The following is a 19,309-nucleotide window of genomic DNA, read 5'->3' as shown; positions in this document are numbered from 1 at the left end:
TTATGCTACTTTTCTGTTTTTACCGGTTTTCATTAAGCCATCATAATGCCTGTTCAATAAATAGGAATTCACCTGTTGAACAGTATCTATGGCCACACCTACCATAATCAGTAGTGATGTACCTCCGTAAAACAATGCCCATCCTGCCTGTACATCCATTAGTTTTACAACTACCGCAGGCAATACGGCCAATAAGGCCAAGAATACTGAACCTGGGAATGTGATCAATGACATTATCTTATCCAGGAAATCTGCGGTCTCCTTACCTGGACGAATACCTGGAATAAAACCACCACTTCGTTTTAAATCATCTGCCATTTTATTCGTAGGCACGGTAATCGCCGTATAGAAGTAGGTGAAAATGATGATCAACACAGCAAAAAGCACATTGTACCAAAGACCAAATATATCTGCAAACTGTACTTCCATCCACTGCCCTACAGCGGTATTGTTGAACGTACGTCCAATTAAACTTGGAGCAAACATAATGGCTTGGGCAAAAATAATGGGCATTACACCGGAAGCATTCAATTTTAATGGGATATACTGGCGTGAACCCATAATATTCTTTTCATATCCGCCAGATGCACTCCGTCTTGCGTACTGTACGGGAATCTGACGAATGGCCATGACCAAAAGTACACTGGCCAAAATCACCAGGAACCAAATAATGATCTCAATCAACATGAACATCAATCCGCCCGTATTATTGGTGGTTCTTGAGATAAATTCCTGAACAAATGATTGTGGCATGGTCGCAATGATCCCTATCATGATCAAAAGGGAGATACCGTTTCCAATTCCCTTATCCGTAATCTTCTCCCCCAACCACATCGCAAATACACAACCTGTCACCAAAATAATTACGGCTGGGACAATAAAATCCAATCCTTTCCCTAGGATAAAGGCACTATCCGGAACCCCCAGGGCTCCCAGTCCATATAAATATGCAGGTGCTTGAACAATACATATTCCTATGGTCAACCAGCGCGTAATCTGGTTTTTTGTTTTACGACCACTTTCACCTTCCTTATCCAATTTTTGAAGGTAGGGAATGGCAATACTCATTAACTGTACCACAATGGACGCGGAGATATAGGGCATAATACCCAGGGCAAACACCGAAGCGTTGGCAAAGGCCCCTCCGGTAAAAGCATTCAAAAGTCCTAAAATTCCATCACCAGCATTATCGGCCAATTCTGCCAATTGCGTAGTATCAATACCTGGCAGGACAACTTGTGCACCAAAACGGTATACCAACAACAATCCCAAGGTAACCAAGATGCGTTGTCTTAGCTCCTCAATTTTCCAAATATTGGATATGGTCTCAATAAACTTTTTCATACTGTTGTGTTATAAATTTATTGCCTCACCTCCAGCTGCCTCAATAGCGGCCTTTGCCGAAGCACTAAATTTATGGGCAGAAACCTTAAGCTTGGCCTTCAATTCCCCATCGCCTAAAATCTTTACCAATTTGTTTTTACCAACCAATCTGTTCTCTACGAGGTTTTCAAAGGTCACTTCCCCTTTGACCAACTTGTTATCCACCAAAGCTTGGAGCTTGTCCAAATTAACGGGCTGATACTCCTTACGGTTAATATTTTTGAATCCAAATTTTGGTACTCGACGTTGTAGCGGCATTTGCCCCCCTTCAAAACCTATCTTTTTGGAATACCCGGATCTGGACTTTGCCCCTTTATGTCCACGAGCGGCCGTTCCACCTTTTCCCGAGCCTTCTCCTCTACCAAGCCTCTTTCCGTGTCTATGGGTGGAACCCTCTGCTGGCTTTAAATTGCTTAAATCCATGTTGTTCGTTTTATGCTTCCTCGGTAGAAACCAAGTGTTTTACTTTATTTATCATTCCAAGGATGTTTGGCGTATCATCATGCTCCACAACTTGGCCCAATTTTCTAAGCCCAAGTGCTGCCAATGTCCTTTTTTGGTTTTGTGGCCTTTTAATGGCACTCTTAACCTGCTTCACTTTAATCTTCGCCATGACTTATCCTTTAAATACTTTTTCTACGCTTATTCCACGCTGTTTGGCTACGGTATTCGCATCGCGCAATTGCAGTAATGCATCAAATGTTGCTTTTACCACATTGTGGGGATTGGAAGAACCTTGGGATTTTGAAAGTACATCGTGTACCCCAACGGATTCCAATACCGCACGTACGGCACCTCCCGCAATTACCCCGGTACCCTGTGAGGCCGGTTTGATAAAGACCTTTGCCCCTCCGTATTTTCCTTTTTGCTCGTGTGGCAAGGTTCCCTTGTTCAAGGGAATTCGAATCAAATTCTTTTTGGCATCCTCAATGGCCTTGGCAATTGCCGTGGCAACTTCCTTGGATTTCCCCAAACCGTGGCCTACAACACCGTTCTCGTCCCCTACAACAACTATGGCAGAGAATCCGAAGGCACGACCACCTTTGGTTACCTTGGTTACCCTTTGCACACCAACAAGACGGTCCTTTAATTCTAAACCTCCAGGTTTAACCGTTTCTACGTTTTTATACTTCTGATACATATGATTTAGAATTTAAGTCCTGCTTCCCTTGCTCCTTCGGCCAAGGCTTTAACCCGACCGTGATAAAGATTGCCCCCTCTATCAAAGGCTACAGTTTCAACACCTACTTTCTTTGCTTTTTCGGCAATCGCTTTTCCAACGGCGGCCGCAATTTCTGTCTTGGTGCCCTTTGCATCGATACCTTTGTCCCGTGATGAAGCTGCAACCAACGTTTTTCCTGCGTTATCATCAATCAATTGGGCATAGATTTCCTTGTTACTACGGAATACGGACAAACGTGGACGGGTCTCGGTCCCAAAGGAAACTTTTCTAATCCTTCGTCGTATACGTAATTTTCTATCAGACTTTGATAATCCCATTTTTCTATCTATTAAGCTGATTTACCTGCTTTTCTTCTAATTTGCTCTCCAACGAACTTGATACCTTTTCCTTTGTAAGGTTCAGGCTTTCTGAACGAACGGATTTTTGCGGCCACTGCACCAACCAATTGCTTGTCGTGCGAAGTAAGTTTTACGATTGGGTTCTTCCCTTTCTCGGAAACAGTTTCAATCTTTACTTCTGGAGCAATATCCATTACAATGTTGTGCGAAAAACCAAGTGCCAAATCCAATTTCTGTCCTTGGTTGCTGGCACGATATCCTACCCCTACCAATTCCAATTCCTTGGTCCAACCTTTGGAAACACCTTCCACCATATTATTGACCAGGGCTCTGTACAAACCATGTTTTGCCTTATGGTCTTTGGATTCGGAGGTTCTTGACACCGTTAAACTACCTTCTTCCATTTTCATTTCCACGCCGTTAAACTCTTGGGTCAATTCTCCAAGTTTTCCTTTTACTGTTACGGCGTTGTCCTTTACCTCTATGGTAACTCCTTCTGGAATTGGGATTGGGTTATTACCTATTCTTGACATCTCTTGTTCGTTTTCTTTTTAATATACGTAGCACAATACCTCGCCACCTACATTCTCTTTGCCCGCCTGTTTACTTGTCATTACACCATGGGAAGTGGAAACAATTGCTATTCCCAATCCGTTAAGTACCCGTGGCAATTCACCGGCATTTACATATTTTCTTAGTCCGGGCTTACTTACGCGTTGCAATTTTTTGATAACTGGCTCTTTGGTGAACTTGTCATATTTCAATGCAATCTTTATGTTTCCCTGTACCTTGTCCTCCTCGAACTTATAACTTAGAATAAAGCCTTGGTCAAAAAGGATTTTGGTCATTTCTTTCTTCAAGTTGGAAGCAGGAATATTGACAACCCTATGCCCAGCACGGCTGGCATTTCTAATTCGTGTCAAATAATCTGAAATTGGATCTGTTAGCATCTTTCTTAATTATGAATTACAAATGTTGAATTACGAATGTTGAATTATCAATTTTTCATTACTCAATGTGCTACAATCTAAATTCGTCATTCCACATTCAATTTTACCAGCTTGCTTTTGTTACACCTGGAATTAATCCTTTGTTGGCCATTTCCCTAAAAGTTACCCTGGAAATCCCAAAAGTCCTCATGTACCCTCTGGGCCTTCCCGTTAACTTACACCTATTGCGCATACGCACAGGAGAAGCGTTCTTAGGGAGTTTTTGCAATGCTTCGTAATCTCCGGCTTCTTTTAAAGCTTTTCTTTTCTCGGCATATTTGGCTACCATTTTCGCCCTTTTTCGTTCACGGGCTTTCATTGATTCTTTGGCCATCTTAATTCTTTTTAAAGGGTAAACCCAATTCGCTCAACAATGATTTTGCTTCCTTATCCGTGTCAGCGGAAGTCACAAAAGTGATATCCATTCCGTTGATCCTGTTGATTTTGTCAATATTGATTTCTGGAAAAATGATTTGCTCGGTAACCCCTAGGTTGTAATTTCCACGTCCGTCAAAACCAGTGGCCCTAACCCCTTGGAAATCCCTGACCCGTGGCAATGCAGAGGTAATCAATCGATCCAAAAACTCATACATACGCTCTCCTCGTAACGTAACTTTCGCACCAATGGGCATTCCCTTACGTAACTTAAAGGCTGCAACATCCTTTTTGGACATGGTGGAAACCGCTTTTTGCCCTGTAATCATGGTCAGTTCATCCACTGCATGATCGATCAGTTTTTTGTCGGCAACAGCCGCTCCAACACCACGGCTAACCACAATTTTTTGCAGTTTGGGAACCTGCATGATGTTTTTGTACCCGAACTCCTCGGATAGGGCCTTCACCACGCGTTCCTTATATTCTTGCTTTAGTCTTGGTATATAGCTCATGACTAGACTGTTTCTCCTGTTTTTTTGGATACTCTTACTTTTTTACCATCCTTAAAGGCAAAACCAACTCTAACGGCCTCTCCATTTTCCATCAATGAAAGATTGGAAATATGAATCGGTGCCTCTTTTTCGACAATGCCCCCTTGAGGGTTTTGTGCACTGGGCTTTTCATGTTTTTTCACAACATTTACACCTTCCACAATGGCCTTGTTCTTCTTAAGGTCAACACTCATCACCTTTCCCTCGGAACCTTTATGGTCCCCGGCAATAACGGTAACGGTATCTCCTGTTTTGATCTTCAACTTCATTTCAATATCTTTTAAAGTACCTCAGGGGCCAATGAAACAATTTTCATATACTGCTTATCGCGCAATTCCCTGGCAACAGGTCCAAACACACGGGTGCCCCTCATCTCTCCGGCCGGATTGAGCAGCACACAGGCATTATCATCAAATCTGATGTACGAACCATCGGGCCTTCTTACTTCTTTCTTGGTACGTACTACCACCGCAGTGGAAACAGAACCTTTTTTTACTGCTCCGTTGGGAGCGGCTTCCTTTACGGTGACCACAATCTTGTCCCCCAATGAGGCATACCTTCTTTTTGTTCCCCCAAGTACACGAATGGTAAGTACCTCCTTGGCACCTGTATTATCCGCAACTTTTAATCTTGATTCCTGTTGTACCATGATTATTTAGCTCTTTCAATGATTTCTACCAACCTCCAGCATTTGGTTTTGCTCAAAGGCCTTGTTTCCATAATGCGTACGGTATCGCCTTCATTGCAATCGTTCTTCTCGTCATGGGCAACATACTTCTTGGTCTTCAAAACGAATTTACCGTACATAGGGTGCTTTACACGCTTTACCTCAGAAACCACAATGGATTTTTCCATTTTGTTACTGGTAACGACCCCTATTCTTTCTTTTCTTAAATTTCTAATTGTTGTCTCTTCCATAAGGCACAATCCGTTATTCTTGTTCCCTTTTACTTAACTCTGTTGCCAATCTTGCGACCGTTCTTCTCGTTTTTCGTATCTGCATTGGGTTTTCCAACGGCGTCACGGAGTGGGCCATTTTCAAATCCGCATATTCTTTCTTTGATTCAGCCAATTTTTGCTGAAGCTCTTCAACCGATAATTCCCTAATTTCTGCTTGTTTCATGATCTATCAGTTTATCCAGCGTAATCCCTGGCCACTATAAATTTTGTTTTTACAGGTAGCTTCTGTGCTGCCAATCGCAAGGCTTCCTTTGCAATATCATGGGGCACACCGCCCACCTCAAACATAATTCGCCCAGGTTTGACCACAGCCACCCAGTACTCTGGGGCACCCTTACCTTTACCCATCCGTACTTCCAAAGGCTTTTTGGTAATGGGCTTGTCCGGGAAAATTTTGATCCATAGCTGCCCTTGCCTTTTCATATAACGTGTAGCAGCAATACGCGCCGCTTCAATTTGACGGGAAGTAATAAAGTGGGAATCCAAGGATTTGATACCGAACATTCCATTGGAAAGTTGGTGGCCCCTTTGGGATATTCCCTTCATTCTCCCTTTCTGGGCTTTTCTAAATTTTGTTCTTTTCGGCTGTAACATCTTACCTGCGCTTTAAACTCAATTATTTTCTTCTTCGTTGCCTTTTGCCTCCGTCTTGTTTCCCTCCTTTGGAACCTCCTTTGGAAAGTCCTATCAGCGGGGAAAGCTCACGTTTGCCATAAACCTCACCCTTCATGATCCACACCTTGATACCCAACCTACCATAAGTGGTATGGGCCTCTTCCAGGGCATAGTCCACATCGGCACGGAAGGTCGACAACGGAATTCTACCATCTTTGTATGTTTCTGAACGCGCCATTTCAGCCCCGTTCAAACGACCCGAAATCTGCACTTTGATTCCTTCAGCATTCATACGAATGGCCGCAGCAATCGCCATTTTTATTGCTCTACGATAGGAAATCCTACTTTCTATCTGCCTTGCAATACTGGCGGCCACCAAATTGGCATCCAATTCCGGTCTTTTTATTTCATGGATATTGATTTGAACCTCCTTATTGGTGATTTTCTTCAATTCCTCTTTAAGTCTATCAACTTCTTGACCTCCCTTACCAATAATGATACCGGGCCTTGCCGTAGTAATGGTAATGGTAATCAATTTTAGGGTTCTTTCAATAATCACCCTGGAAACACTGGCTTTTGCCAAACGTGCATGGATGTACTTCCTGATTTTGTCATCCTCTGCCAACTTATCACCGTAATCGTTTCCTCCGTACCAGTTGGATTCCCATCCCCTGATGATTCCTAAACGATTTCCTATCGGATTGGTTTTCTGTCCCATATACTTAAGCCGTTGTTTCTGTTGTTACATTATTATGTGCGCCCAAAACCAGGGTTACATGGTTGGAACGTTTTCTGATTCTGTGGGCCCGTCCCTGAGGTGCAGGACGCAGTCTTTTCAACATTGTCCCACCGTCCACACGGATTTCCTTTATATACAAATCGGCGTCCTCAATACTGGCATCCTCATTTTTAGCTTCCCAGTTGGCGATTGCGGATAGCAATAGTTTCTCCAACCTTCTTGAGGCTTCTTTTGGATTGAACCGAAGTATGGCCAGGGCCATTTCAATTTGTTTGCCACGGATCAAATCCGCAACCAACCGCATTTTTCGTGGAGACGTTGGACAGTTGTTCAACTTAGCAAAAGCCAAGTCTTTCTTTTCTGCCTTAATACGTTCTGCCATTTGTCTTTTTCGAACTCCCATCGCCTATTACTTTTTACCTTTGTTTTTAGCACCCGCATGCCCCCTAAAGGAACGGGTAGGTGAAAATTCGCCCAATTTGTGGCCTACCATGTTTTCAGTAACATATACAGGGACAAATTGCCTTCCATTATGTACCGCAATGGTCTGCCCTACAAAATCAGGGGTTATCATTGAAGCCCTTGACCATGTTTTGATGACGGTCTTCTTGCCCGACTCTACATTGGCCTGGACTTTTTTCTCCAAACTATGGTGAACGAATGGTCCTTTTTTAAGTGAACGTGCCATGTTTTCCTATTTCTTTCTTCGTTCTACAATATATCTGTTGCTGTCTTTGGTCAAGGAACGGGTTCTATATCCCTTGGCAGGAATACCGTTTCTTGATCTTGGGTGACCTCCGGAAGCCCTTCCTTCACCACCACCCATTGGGTGATCGACAGGGTTCATTACTACCGGTCTTGTTCTTGGTCTTCTACCCAACCACCTACTTCTACCTGCTTTACCGGAAACCAGGAGTTGGTGGTCCGAATTCGAAACGGCCCCTATCGTGGCCATACAAGTTGCCAATATCATTCGGGTCTCCCCACTTGGCAATTTTACGGTCACAAACTTTCCGTCTTTTGCCATTAATTGTGCAAAAGTCCCTGCACTACGGGCCATGTTCGCTCCCTGTCCCGGACGCAATTCAATGCAAGAAATAATGGTCCCCAGAGGAATTTCACCCAAAGGCATGGCATTGCCAATCTCTGGTGCCGCTTTTTCCCCGGAAATTACTTTCTGACCTACTTGCAATCCATTTTGCGCTATAACGTATCTTTTTTCACCATCCTTATATTCCAATAGGGCGATGAATGCTGTTCTATTTGGGTCATATTGAATTGATTTCACCTCAGCTTCCACACCATACTTATCACGCTTGAAATCAATGATACGATACCTCCTTTTGTGACCCCCACCTCTGTGGCGCATGGTCATTTTCCCTTGACTGTTTCTACCTCCGGTCTTTTTTAACGGAGCGAGCAAACTCTTCTCCGGCTTATCAGTAGTAATCGCGTCAAATCCGTTTACTACTCTAAAACGCTGACCAGGAGTGATGGGTTTTAATTTTCTAACTGCCATTACCCTCTGTTATATATTGCTGTAAAAATCAATAATATCACCTTCGGCAACATCAACGATAGCTTTTTTCAAGGCATTCGTTTTGCCATGTTGAATTCCGGTCTTGGTATACCTCGTTTTCCGATTTGGACCGTAATTCATGGTTCTAACCTTTTCAACGGAAACGCCATATGTACTTTCCACGGCTTCCTTGATTTCCAATTTGTTGGCCTTTGGGTCAACATAGAAACCGTAACGATTGAACAACTCGCTATCCGCGGTCATTTTCTCTGTTATGATTGGTTTTATCAATACACTCATCGCTTTCCTATTTTGTAAGATTAGCCTGTATTTGTTCTACTGCCCCTTCCAAAAGCACAACACTTTTCGCATTCATGATTTTGTAGGTACTCAATTGGTCATTGGTCACCACTTCGGAACGTTTAAGGTTTCGTGAAGACAAAAACACATTGTCATTGCCACCGCCCAATACTACTAAGGACCTTTTGTCCGCAATTCCCAAAGAATTCAAAAAAGACACATAATCCTTGGTCTTAGGCGCTTCAAAATTGAAGTCCTCGACCACCAGCAATGCTTTTTCCTTGGATTTTAGACTGAATGCCGATTTACGGGCCAAACGCTTTACATTTTTGTTCAGCTTTTGACTATAATTTCTTGGTCTTGGACCAAAAATTCGGCCACCACCCCTAAAAACGGGGGATTTGATACTTCCTGCCCTTGCGGTACCGGTACCTTTTTGCTTTTTCAACTTACGCGTACTTCCTGCAATTTCAGCTCTTTCCTTGGCCTTGTGCGTACCTTGGCGCTGGTGCGCCAAATACTGCTTTACATCCAAATAAATGGCATGATTGTTAGGCTCAATACCGAACACATCGTCAGAAAGTTCTACCTTTCTTCCTGTATCCTTACCATTAATATCCAATACTGCTACTTTCATACCCTTATTTTTCTACGGTTACGTAAGCATTTTTATGACCTGGAACAGCCCCCTTAACAACAATAAGGTTCTTTTCAGGCACTATTTTCAACACACGAAGGTTTTGGACGGTTACACGTTCACCTCCCATTCTACCAGCCATTCGCAAGCCTTTTACTACTTTTGATGGCGTGGAGGCGGCACCAATGGAACCAGGGGCACGAAGCCTGTTGTGCTGACCATGCGTTGCTTGTCCAACACCGGCAAAACCATGCCTTTTCACTACCCCCTGGAAACCTTTTCCTTTGGAGGTCCCAACTACATCCACAAACTCACCTTCCACAAAAAGATCAACACCAACGGTGTCGCCCAATTTGTATTCTCCTTCAAAATCACGGAACTCAACGACTTTCTTTTTGGGCGAAGTACCTGCTTTTTTGTAATGGCCTTGTTCAGCCTTGCTAGCACGTTTTTCTGCCTTGTCATCGAAACCGAGTTGAAGGGCACTGTACCCGTCTACCTCTTCGGTTCTGACTTGGGTAACCACGCATGGCCCAGCTTGAATGACAGTACATGGAATGTTCCTTCCGTTCTCATCAAAAATGCTGGTCATGCCGATTTTTTTTCCAATTAACCCAGACATATTCTATTATTTATTGCTTTTTTCTTTTTAAAATGCCATTTTCTGGCAAAAAAATTGGGTCAAAGAACATAGTCTGTGACCCAGATTTTTATTCTTTTTTCCCGTTTTTCCTTTGCTCGCGGCTCCGGACATGTAATCCCTTCCTAAAAAGGGCGTGCAAATTTACACTTTTATTTCGACTTCCACACCACTTGGGAGCTCTAATTTCATTAAAGCATCAATTGTTTTGGAAGAAGAACTATAAATATCAAGCAAACGCTTGTAAGAACTCAATTGAAATTGCTCTCTGGATTTCTTGTTCACGTGTGGTGAACGCAAAACCGTAAAGATTTTTTTATGTGTCGGCAATGGGATGGGACCCGTTACGACAGCTCCTGTTGTCTTGACCGTCTTCACAATTTTTTCAGCAGACTTGTCCACCAAATTGTGGTCGTAAGACTTTAATTTAATTCTGATTTTTTGACTCATCTTCTGAAAATTATGCGGTTACACCTTTAGTTGCCTTAATCACCTCTTCTGCAATGTTTGTAGGTGTCTCGGCATAATGTGAAAATTCCATTGTGGAAGTTGCACGACCTGAACTCAATGTCCTAAGCGCAGTTACATAGCCGAACATCTCGGACAATGGCACTTCGGCCTTAATTACTTTGGAACCGGCCCTATCATCCATATTGTTTACCTGGCCCCTTCTACGGTTCAGGTCACCAACGATATCCCCCATGTTTTCTTCCGGGGTCAATACTTCCAACTTCATAATTGGCTCCATCAATACGGCCCTTGCCGCTTTAGCAGCCTCCTTATACCCTAATTTGGCAGCCAACTCAAAGGACAACGAATCAGAATCCACAGGGTGGAAAGACCCGTCTTTTAAGGTAATCTTCATGGAATCCATCTCAAATCCGGCCAAAGGACCATTCTTCATGGCTTCTTTAAATCCTTTTTCTACGGATGGAATGTATTCCTTGGGAATGTTACCTCCCTTGATTTCATTGATGAACTCCAAGCCAGCTTTTGTTTCTTCACTGGCAGGCTCCATGGTAAATACGATATCGGCAAACTTACCCCTACCACCGGTCTGCTTCTTGTAGACCTCCCGATGGTCGGCTTTTGCGGTAAGTGCTTCTTTGTACTCCACCTGTGGTTGACCCTGGTTTACCTCAACCTTGAATTCGCGTCTCAAACGATCAACGATAATATCCAGGTGAAGTTCACCCATACCGGAGATAATGGTCTGTCCGGATGCTTCATCGGTCTTTACCTGAAAAGTTGGATCTTCTTCAGCCAACTTCGCCAAAGACATTCCCAATCTATCCACATCGGCCTTGGTTTTGGGCTCCACGGCAATACCAATTACGGGATCGGGGAAGTCCATACTTTCAAGCACAATGGGATGTTTTTCCGAAGACATCGTATCCCCTGTCTTAATATCCTTAAATCCAACCGCGGCACCTATGTCCCCAGCCTCAATGAACTCAATCGCATTCTGCTTGTTTGAGTGCATTTGGTAAATCCGTGAAATACGTTCTTTCTTACCGGAACGGTTATTCAAAATATAAGAACCGGCATCCAAACGACCGGAATATGCCCTAAAAAATGCCAGACGTCCGACAAATGGATCTGTGGCGATTTTAAAAGCCAAAGCAGAGAAAGGCTCCTTTGGGTCTGGCTTTCTTGTAATTTCATTTCCTGTATCGGGATCGGTACCTACGATATCATCTTTGTCCAAGGGTGATGGCAGGTAACGGCAAACAGCATCCAACAAGAACTGAACCCCCTTGTTTTTAAAGGACGAACCGCATATCATTGGAATAATGGCCCTATCCATAACTGCTGCCCTTAAAGCTGCATGCACTTCTTCCTCGGTAATGGAATCTTCATCCTCGAAGAATTTCTCCATCAACTCCTCATCATATTCCGCCACCGCTTCAATCAAAGCAGCCCTATACTCAGAAACCTCATCCTGCATTTCGGCAGGAATATCGATAACATCGAAAGTTGAACCGAAGTTCTCATCATGCCATACAATTGCCCTGTTCTTGGCCAGGTCAACGATACCTTTAAAATCGGCCTCCTCACCAATTGGCAAAACAATAGGCACCGCATTGGATCCCAACATTTCCTTGACCTGCTTACACACGTTCAAGAAATTGGAACCTTGACGGTCCATTTTGTTCACGAAACCAATTCGAGGCACCTTATAGTTATCGGCCAATCTCCAGTTTGTTTCGGATTGGGGCTCTACACCATCAACCGCACTGAACAAAAACACCAATCCGTCCAAAACACGTAACGATCGGTTTACCTCAACGGTAAAGTCCACGTGTCCAGGAGTATCTATGATATTAAAGTGGTATCCTTTTGCGTCAGCGGTCGGCTGGCCATTTTCCGTTGGGAACTGCCATGTACAGGTGGTGGCCGCCGAAGTAATGGTAATACCGCGCTCCTGCTCCTGCTCCATCCAGTCCATGGTAGCGGCACCGTCGTGCACCTCACCAATCTTGTGACTTACACCGGTATAAAAAAGAATACGTTCCGTAGTCGTGGTTTTTCCGGCATCGATATGGGCCGCAATACCAATATTCCTTGTGTATTTTAAATCTCTTGCCATTGTGAATTAAAATCTGAAGTGGGAGAATGCTTTGTTGGCCTCGGCCATTTTATGCGTATCTACTCTTTTCTTAACAGCAGCACCTTCTTCTTTTGCCGCTGCCAAAATCTCAGCCGCCAGTTTTTGTGCCATGGATTTCTCGTTTCGTCTACGTGCATAGTTAATCAACCACTTCATAGCCGTTGAAATCTTTCGATCTGGACGGATCTGCATAGGAATTTGGAAAGTTGCACCACCTACCCTCCTACTGCGTACTTCTACATGGGGCATAACATTGGAAAGGGCATCTTTCCACAGCTCAAGGGCTGTTTTTTCATCGTCGGTTTTCTTTTGGTCAACAATATCGATCGCATCATAGAAAACCTTGAAGGCGACGGATTTCTTTCCGTCCCACATCATCATATTCACGAACCTCGTCACCAATTGGTCATTAAACCTTGGATCGGGCAATAATGGTCTTTTTTTCGCTTGTCTTTTTCTCATGACTTCCTTCTAAAAGTTGAATTACTTTTTAGGGCGTTTTGCACCGTACTTTGAACGACGTTGTGTCCTACCTGCAACACCTGCAGTATCCAAAGCTCCCCGTACGATATGGTATCGCACACCTGGCAAATCCTTCACCCTTCCACCTCTTACCAATACTATCGAGTGCTCCTGGAGATTGTGCCCCTCACCTGGAATATATGCGTTCACCTCTTTGCCATTGGTCAACCTAACCCTGGCCACCTTGCGCATGGCAGAATTTGGTTTTTTTGGTGTAGTGGTGTAAACACGCGTACATACTCCACGTCTCTGTGGGCAAGAATCCAAAGCAGCCGATTTACTCTTCTTGGTAATTGTGCTCCTTCCTTTTCTTACTAATTGTGAAATTGTTGGCATTTATATCCTTATTAAATAAAAAACCCTCATTTTGAGGGCTGCAAATGTAGTGATATTTCAGAATAATACAAATGCCGGAACAACAAGTTTTTTGACAATATTATGTTAAGCTTTTTAAAGCATCAAAATCAAGTACACCCAAAGCCCCCGTATCAAAACTTCACCTCATATATATAGAAGGTGGTTCCATTCCAAAAATCTCCACCGCCATTACCAAGACCAAATCGAAAATGAATGCGGTTATTTTTGAAGAAATCAAGGGTATTGGCAAAAGGGTTTTTGGATGGGTATCCCCCACCGAAGCATGTATTCCCGGTCGAAGCCATGGGGTTCCAGAGCAAGGGGAAATCCTTGATGGGCATGAATCAGCCACTTCAATTGGGAGATTCCCAATCAAAACAAGACCCTACAAGATACCATCCCCAGGAACTTGCTATTTTCAACAAAGTACGGGTTTTAGTTATCTGTGTTGGGAATCAATACCCGATCGATCAAGTGGAGCACCCCATTGGACGCCTGAATATTTCCTACGGTAATGAGGGCATTGTTACTGCTGCTTCCGTCTGCCACACGTATGGAATTGGAACCCCCTGTACTAAACCTCAAAACGTCCCCTTCCAAAGTCGCCGGGGATTCCTGGCCATTTTCCATATCACTCAACAAAATGTTGGCCCCGCCGATGACATGATGGTTTAGGACCGCCAGAAGTGTTTCCTCATCAATATCCTCCACGGTACTCCAATTGGGATTACTTGAAAAAAGTGCATCAAAAGCGTTATCGGAAGGACCGAACAGCGTGTATAGACCGCTTTCGGATAGGATGGTCACATAATCCGCGGATGGCGTAGCGGTGGTCAAGCCCGTGACCAAATCACTGAAAATGGGGTTCCCGGAAATCAATGTGGGCAATGTGGGCAACTCCACTACGGCATCCACTATATGAATGGTGCCGTTGGAAGCTATAATGTCCCCGCCATTCTGGGTTACCTGTGCCATATCGTTAAAAACAATACCGTTGTTTCCATTAACCAACAGACTTAGGGTAATACCGTCAACCGGACCTGCTGCGGAAGTCTGCAAATACCCTACTTGGCCCGTCAATTGAGCGCTACGGAACTCTCCCGCAACAACATGGTTCAACAACAATTGCCGAAGCACATCCACTGGAACGGCATTTATATCCGCAAAGTCGTTAATATCCAAAAAAACGGCAAAAGCGGCATTGGTAGGGGCCAAAACGGTAAAACGTCCTACACCATCCAAATCGTCCACTAAATCCGCCCGCTCCAAAGCGGCGGCCAGCGTGGACAGATCGCTTGTACTACCTGCCAAATCCGAAATACTCACATCCGGCCTGTCCTCACCATCATCATCACTGTTACAGGAAATTGTCAAAAAGGTTATAAGTAAAAAGAACAAAGCGTTTTTAAGCTGATAAAGTCTGATCATAATAGTATTTTGAAATGGTTACATCTAACTCTTATTAGAGTTAAAATAAACCCTTCCGTTGCCTCGGACGAACAACTTTAACACTTTTCCGTGGTTCCAGGCGTCTTTTACCTGGATTTGCCGTTCCCACACCACAAGCATCAACGCAGAAAAATGTCCACTTTTTAGGATGCGCCTTAAAATTCCAAAAAGTTGATGTATAAATCATAGGACAACCTACTCCCCCAAATGGTTTTTTGACCGTAGCCCCTTTTCCGTTAAGAATGATATCAAACGGTCATCCATTGGTCATATTCACCACTCCGAACAATATGGTCCCTTCTTCTTTTTTTTCATTGGGTGCCATTTTGTAAAAGTGGTCCTTTATATTGGTAATGAATTACCGTGCTTTTTCCATACAATCTTTTGGCCAGTTTGGGAATCGAAACTTTATCTCCAAAATAAAAATCCAGCACCCCAATTCCTGGACCAACGGGTCTTATAAAACCGGTAATGCCCCAAAAGAAAAAAGCATGTAAACCACTTGGGGAAATTGGATTTGCACGCAAACTATTTCCATGGTTGGTATTCCCCTATTCGTTGAGTTTTAAATCCACGGAAAGCCCCGGAAATAGATGTTAAAATATTAACACTGCAAATGTCAATTGTTTAACAAAAAAATAAGTTTTTTAGGTGCGATCGTTATCCGTGATTTTAAGAAGTAATTTCCAATTTCTATAAAAAAACATTGAATTATTCCCATAAAAATAATTGGTCAAATATATTTTAACAAAAATTCAATAAAGTTGGATTTTTATAGTTTTTGGGAATTTTAGTTTGTTTTATTAACATTTATTTGTGATTTTAGCGGCTAGCTAATTCAAATAATTACAAAATGAGAACAAAACTAAATGGAATCTTAACGCTATTGCTGGCGTTTGTTGTGCACGTTTCTTTTGCACAAGACAAGACGATTACCGGTACAGTTGTTGATCAGGATGGTATACCGCTACCAGGTGTAAACATTCTTATTGAAGGTACTACTACGGGTACTCAAACAGACTTTGATGGTAACTATACCATCGTTGCAAGTACAGGTCAGACCCTACTTTTTACGTATGTGGGTGAGAAGGATGTACGTATTGTAATCGGCCAGGGCAGCGTAATCAATGTGCAAATGGAGGAAGATGCCCAAGCGCTGGAAGAGGTAATTGTTACCGCCCAGGGTATTAAAAGGGAAAAGCAAGCCTTGGGATATGCCGTTTCCGAAGTTGGAAGTGACCAATTGGAACAACGCCCGGAAGGTGATGTCGGAAGGGTATTGACTGGAAAGGCATCAGGATTGAACATTACCCAACAAAGTGGGCTTTCTGGTTCCGGTACCAACATTATTATTAGGGGATTCAGTTCCTTTAGTGGTAGTAACCAACCACTTTTTATTGTGGACGGTGTCCCATTTTCCAGTGAAACCAATTCCTCAGGGGCAGCCACAGGAGATGTTGAGCAGGATTTCGTAAACGGAAATTCAGGTTCAAGCCGGTTCTTGGATTTAGACCCCAACAATATTGAAAGCGTAAACGTACTAAAAGGTTTGGCTGCCGCCACACTTTATGGAACGCAGGGTAGGAACGGGGTAATCCTGATTACCACTAAAAATGGGTCTTCCGCAGGTGCCGTGAAAAAGAATGAGATAACCATCAATTCATCCCTTTTCTTTAATGAGATAGCTTCTTTACCGGATTATCAGAATGAATTTGGTAACGGTTTTGACCAGGCCTTTGGCTGGTTTTTCAGTAACTGGGGCCCAAGTTTTAACAGGGACGGAGTCGCCGGCTGGGGCAATGGTATCGATTCCCGGCCAAATGTCGGATTTGATGAGAATGGTACGCTGGCTCACCCATATTCAACTGCTTCATCGGCAACAGGGATTCCCCAGGCTTTTCCTGAATTTGCGGGAGCACGTTACGAATGGAGACCCTATGATAGTGTAGGAAGGTTTTTCAGGGTTGGTGCAGTAACCTCCAACTCCGTGAATATTAGGGGGGCATCGGATGATGGCAAGTTTAGTTACAACGCAAATGCGGGCCATTTAAATGATGAAGGATTTACACCAGGGAACAATCTAAGACGCTACACTTTAGGTATTGGAGGTAGAGCCGTACTTAGTAACAAGTTTACGATAGCAGGCACCTTGAATTTTTCCAATACTGATTTTAGAACACCTCCGGTAGCAGCCAGTGAGGGGAATGGGGCCTTTGGTACAGGATCATCGGTTTTTGGGGAACTTTTCTTTACCCCAAGAAGTGTGGATTTGATTGGTCTTCCATTTCAAAACCCAATTGACGGTTCCAGTGTGTATTATCGTCAAAACAACAGTATTCAACATCCCTTATGGACAGTTGCCAACGCCGGGTTCAGACAGCAGACCAATAGGGTATTTGGACAGTCTTCCATTACCTATAATTTCAATGATAACTTAAACCTTCTATATCGGTTCGGTCTGGATGTTTTCAGTGAAAACAACACCAACTTTCAGAATAGAGGAGGTAGGGGCCAGGAAGATGCGGAATTGGTCAGTGGTATTTATCAAACATGGAACAATACCAACACCATCTTAAACCATGACTTTATCCTTAATGGGGATTACGATCTTTCCGATCAAATAGGAATGACCTTTAACCTTGGTCTTACCTCACGTAGGGAAATATTTGACAGAAACGGGGTTGCAAGTAATGGGCAACAGGTATTTGGTGTCCTTCGACATGTAAACTTTGCCAATCAAAATGAAATCCAATTTTTCCAAGAGCGAAACATTGCAGGTGTCTTTGCTCAGGCCGATTTTGACTATGACCGTTGGATTTATGTAACATTGGCCGCCAGAAACGACTGGGTATCCAACTTGGATATTGAAAATCGTTCGGCATTTTATCCCAGTGCAAGTCTATCTTTCATACCCACTTCCGTATTACCTGAATTGAAAAGCGAAAATGGGTTGAATTATTTGAAACTGAGGGCAGGGTTTGGTACTTCTGCGAATTTCCCAACCGGATTTCCTACGGTTTCAGTTTTGGACATCAATACGCAATTCTTTCAGAACAATGGATCGGATATCGTTACCAATTCCGTTGGAAATAGATTGGGAAATCCTGATTTGAAACCAGAATTACTTGAAGAATTTGAACTTGGGGTTGAGTCAAGACTATTCAACAATCGAGTTACCATAGATGCATCCTATTATATCAGAACCACAACGGATTTGATCGTTGATCGACCTTTGGATCCTTCCACTGGATTTACTTCCCAACAAACCAATGTGGGTAAAATAGAGGGCGACGGTTTTGAGATGGATTTGGGTGTTGATATCCTTAGGAGTCCAAATGACGGGGTTAATTGGTCGGTTAACACCAATTTCACCTCCAATAATAATAAGGTAACGGATTTAGGCCAGGATACTGATCTTATCGTATTTGCTGGGGCTCGTCTTAACTTAGGTAACGCCGCCATTGAAGGGCAGGAATTAGGGGCCTTGGTAGGTACCCGAATTGCCACCAACGATCAAGGCGAATTTTTAGTCGATAGTGCCGGGGATTTTGTGGAAGAGCAAGGCCAATTTGTTATTGGTGATCCCAATCCGGATTGGATCCTTAACGTGAACAATAACTTTTCCTGGAAAGGTTTCAACTTTTCTTTCCTGTTAAACTATACCAAAGGCGGAGATGTATATTCCAGAACCGTATCCACCTTATTGGGTAGGGGATTGACCACTGACACTGTAGATCGAATCAATACCTTTATCCTACCAGGGGTTCAGCAAGATGATGGAACCCCTAACACGGTGCAGATCAATAACTCCACCTTCTATTTCAACAATGTACTTTTTGGTCCGGATGAACTTGGGGTATTTGACGGTACCGTAATTAGACTGCAAGAAGTAGCATTGGGCTATTCACTACCTTCCAAGTTTTTGGACAAAACTCCGTTCGGCTCCTTTACAGTCACGTTGTCAGGACAAAACTTATGGTTTGATGCGATAAACGTACCAGACGGTACTAATTGGGACCCTAACCAAGCAGGTCTGGGTGTAGGGAACGGTAGAGGTTTCGACTTTTTGGCTGGGCCCAGTGGTAGACGATATGGAATTAGTGTAAAAGCTACCTTTTAATAGAAAACAGCAAAATTTTAT

General features: G+C 43.3%; 27 protein-coding genes. 1 reads left to right on the top strand and 26 read right to left on the bottom strand.

Annotation, left to right across the window (positions count from 1 at the left end; all coding sequences use genetic code 11):
- From secY to L0P88_RS14695, 26 genes are all read right to left on the bottom strand, one after another.
- Complete coding sequence (gene secY / locus L0P88_RS14820; RefSeq protein ID WP_158779553.1) at positions 1 to 1,344, bottom strand: preprotein translocase subunit SecY; 1,344 nt, start codon at positions 1,342 to 1,344, stop codon at positions 1 to 3.
- Between the two features lie 9 nt (positions 1,345 to 1,353).
- On the bottom strand, positions 1,354 to 1,806 hold the full coding sequence (gene rplO / locus L0P88_RS14815; protein ID WP_247130695.1) for a 50S ribosomal protein L15: 453 nt from the start codon (positions 1,804 to 1,806) through the stop codon (positions 1,354 to 1,356).
- Positions 1,807 to 1,816: 10 nt separating this feature from the next.
- Positions 1,817 to 1,996 (bottom strand): 50S ribosomal protein L30, encoded by a 180-nt coding sequence (gene rpmD / locus L0P88_RS14810; protein WP_247130694.1) that lies wholly within the window; start codon positions 1,994 to 1,996, stop codon positions 1,817 to 1,819.
- A gap of 3 nt (positions 1,997 to 1,999) precedes the next feature.
- A complete protein-coding gene (gene rpsE / locus L0P88_RS14805) occupies positions 2,000 to 2,524 on the bottom strand; it encodes a 30S ribosomal protein S5 (RefSeq protein ID WP_247130693.1) in 525 nt (174 codons plus the stop codon).
- A gap of 5 nt (positions 2,525 to 2,529) precedes the next feature.
- Positions 2,530 to 2,883, bottom strand: coding sequence for a 50S ribosomal protein L18 (gene rplR, locus L0P88_RS14800; protein ID WP_247130691.1), 354 nt, complete (start codon positions 2,881 to 2,883; stop codon positions 2,530 to 2,532).
- Positions 2,884 to 2,894: 11 nt separating this feature from the next.
- Positions 2,895 to 3,437 carry a 50S ribosomal protein L6 gene (gene rplF, locus L0P88_RS14795; RefSeq protein WP_247130689.1) on the bottom strand — a complete coding sequence of 181 codons (543 nt, stop codon included), beginning with the start codon at positions 3,435 to 3,437 and terminating at the stop codon, positions 2,895 to 2,897.
- Between the two features lie 18 nt (positions 3,438 to 3,455).
- Positions 3,456 to 3,854 (bottom strand): 30S ribosomal protein S8, encoded by a 399-nt coding sequence (gene rpsH / locus L0P88_RS14790; RefSeq protein WP_158779559.1) that lies wholly within the window; start codon positions 3,852 to 3,854, stop codon positions 3,456 to 3,458.
- Between the two features lie 103 nt (positions 3,855 to 3,957).
- The gene (gene rpsN, locus L0P88_RS14785; RefSeq protein WP_158779560.1) at positions 3,958 to 4,227 is read right to left on the bottom strand and encodes a 30S ribosomal protein S14; all 270 of its coding nucleotides are present in this window, start codon (positions 4,225 to 4,227) and stop codon (positions 3,958 to 3,960) included.
- 1 nt (position 4,228) lies between these two features.
- Positions 4,229 to 4,780, bottom strand: coding sequence for a 50S ribosomal protein L5 (rplE, locus tag L0P88_RS14780; RefSeq protein ID WP_158779561.1), 552 nt, complete (start codon positions 4,778 to 4,780; stop codon positions 4,229 to 4,231).
- Positions 4,781 to 4,782: 2 nt separating this feature from the next.
- Complete coding sequence (gene rplX / locus L0P88_RS14775) at positions 4,783 to 5,088, bottom strand: 50S ribosomal protein L24 (protein ID WP_247130688.1); 306 nt, start codon at positions 5,086 to 5,088, stop codon at positions 4,783 to 4,785.
- An 11-nt stretch (positions 5,089 to 5,099) separates the two neighbouring features.
- On the bottom strand, positions 5,100 to 5,468 hold the full coding sequence (gene rplN / locus L0P88_RS14770; RefSeq protein WP_158779563.1) for a 50S ribosomal protein L14: 369 nt from the start codon (positions 5,466 to 5,468) through the stop codon (positions 5,100 to 5,102).
- 2 nt (positions 5,469 to 5,470) lie between these two features.
- Positions 5,471 to 5,737 (bottom strand): 30S ribosomal protein S17, encoded by a 267-nt coding sequence (gene rpsQ / locus L0P88_RS14765; protein WP_158779564.1) that lies wholly within the window; start codon positions 5,735 to 5,737, stop codon positions 5,471 to 5,473.
- A 13-nt stretch (positions 5,738 to 5,750) separates the two neighbouring features.
- Positions 5,751 to 5,942, bottom strand: a complete 192-nt coding sequence (rpmC, locus tag L0P88_RS14760; protein ID WP_158779565.1) for a 50S ribosomal protein L29 — start codon at positions 5,940 to 5,942, stop codon at positions 5,751 to 5,753.
- Between the two features lie 11 nt (positions 5,943 to 5,953).
- Positions 5,954 to 6,373 (bottom strand): 50S ribosomal protein L16, encoded by a 420-nt coding sequence (rplP, locus tag L0P88_RS14755; protein WP_247130687.1) that lies wholly within the window; start codon positions 6,371 to 6,373, stop codon positions 5,954 to 5,956.
- 22 nt (positions 6,374 to 6,395) lie between these two features.
- Entirely contained in the window at positions 6,396 to 7,112 is a 717-nt protein-coding gene (gene rpsC, locus L0P88_RS14750; RefSeq protein ID WP_158779567.1) for a 30S ribosomal protein S3, read from the bottom strand.
- A 4-nt stretch (positions 7,113 to 7,116) separates the two neighbouring features.
- A complete protein-coding gene (rplV, locus tag L0P88_RS14745) occupies positions 7,117 to 7,536 on the bottom strand; it encodes a 50S ribosomal protein L22 (RefSeq protein ID WP_247130684.1) in 420 nt (139 codons plus the stop codon).
- A gap of 6 nt (positions 7,537 to 7,542) precedes the next feature.
- Positions 7,543 to 7,821, bottom strand: coding sequence for a 30S ribosomal protein S19 (gene rpsS, locus L0P88_RS14740; RefSeq protein ID WP_158779569.1), 279 nt, complete (start codon positions 7,819 to 7,821; stop codon positions 7,543 to 7,545).
- 6 nt (positions 7,822 to 7,827) lie between these two features.
- The gene (rplB, locus tag L0P88_RS14735) at positions 7,828 to 8,652 is read right to left on the bottom strand and encodes a 50S ribosomal protein L2 (protein ID WP_247130683.1); all 825 of its coding nucleotides are present in this window, start codon (positions 8,650 to 8,652) and stop codon (positions 7,828 to 7,830) included.
- A 9-nt stretch (positions 8,653 to 8,661) separates the two neighbouring features.
- Positions 8,662 to 8,952 (bottom strand): 50S ribosomal protein L23, encoded by a 291-nt coding sequence (gene rplW, locus L0P88_RS14730; RefSeq protein WP_158779571.1) that lies wholly within the window; start codon positions 8,950 to 8,952, stop codon positions 8,662 to 8,664.
- A gap of 7 nt (positions 8,953 to 8,959) precedes the next feature.
- On the bottom strand, positions 8,960 to 9,589 hold the full coding sequence (gene rplD, locus L0P88_RS14725; protein WP_247130681.1) for a 50S ribosomal protein L4: 630 nt from the start codon (positions 9,587 to 9,589) through the stop codon (positions 8,960 to 8,962).
- 4 nt (positions 9,590 to 9,593) lie between these two features.
- Positions 9,594 to 10,211 carry a 50S ribosomal protein L3 gene (rplC, locus tag L0P88_RS14720; RefSeq protein WP_158779573.1) on the bottom strand — a complete coding sequence of 206 codons (618 nt, stop codon included), beginning with the start codon at positions 10,209 to 10,211 and terminating at the stop codon, positions 9,594 to 9,596.
- A gap of 162 nt (positions 10,212 to 10,373) precedes the next feature.
- A complete protein-coding gene (rpsJ, locus tag L0P88_RS14715) occupies positions 10,374 to 10,679 on the bottom strand; it encodes a 30S ribosomal protein S10 (protein ID WP_007094989.1) in 306 nt (101 codons plus the stop codon).
- 10 nt (positions 10,680 to 10,689) lie between these two features.
- Positions 10,690 to 12,819 (bottom strand): elongation factor G, encoded by a 2,130-nt coding sequence (gene fusA / locus L0P88_RS14710; RefSeq protein ID WP_247130679.1) that lies wholly within the window; start codon positions 12,817 to 12,819, stop codon positions 10,690 to 10,692.
- 6 nt (positions 12,820 to 12,825) lie between these two features.
- Complete coding sequence (gene rpsG, locus L0P88_RS14705; protein ID WP_247130677.1) at positions 12,826 to 13,302, bottom strand: 30S ribosomal protein S7; 477 nt, start codon at positions 13,300 to 13,302, stop codon at positions 12,826 to 12,828.
- 21 nt (positions 13,303 to 13,323) lie between these two features.
- Positions 13,324 to 13,698, bottom strand: a complete 375-nt coding sequence (rpsL, locus tag L0P88_RS14700; protein ID WP_010519393.1) for a 30S ribosomal protein S12 — start codon at positions 13,696 to 13,698, stop codon at positions 13,324 to 13,326.
- 456 nt (positions 13,699 to 14,154) lie between these two features.
- A complete protein-coding gene (locus tag L0P88_RS14695; protein WP_247130675.1) occupies positions 14,155 to 15,147 on the bottom strand; it encodes a fasciclin domain-containing protein in 993 nt (330 codons plus the stop codon).
- 874 nt (positions 15,148 to 16,021) lie between these two features.
- Between L0P88_RS14695 and L0P88_RS14690 the strand changes: the two genes are divergently transcribed.
- Positions 16,022 to 19,288, top strand: a complete 3,267-nt coding sequence (locus tag L0P88_RS14690) for a SusC/RagA family TonB-linked outer membrane protein (protein WP_247130672.1) — start codon at positions 16,022 to 16,024, stop codon at positions 19,286 to 19,288.
- Positions 19,289 to 19,309 lie beyond the last annotated feature (21 nt).

This window comes from Muricauda sp. SCSIO 64092 (genome assembly GCF_023016285.1).
GTDB lineage: Bacteria > Bacteroidota > Bacteroidia > Flavobacteriales > Flavobacteriaceae > Croceivirga.
This window is presented reverse-complemented; position numbering and strand designations above follow the sequence as displayed.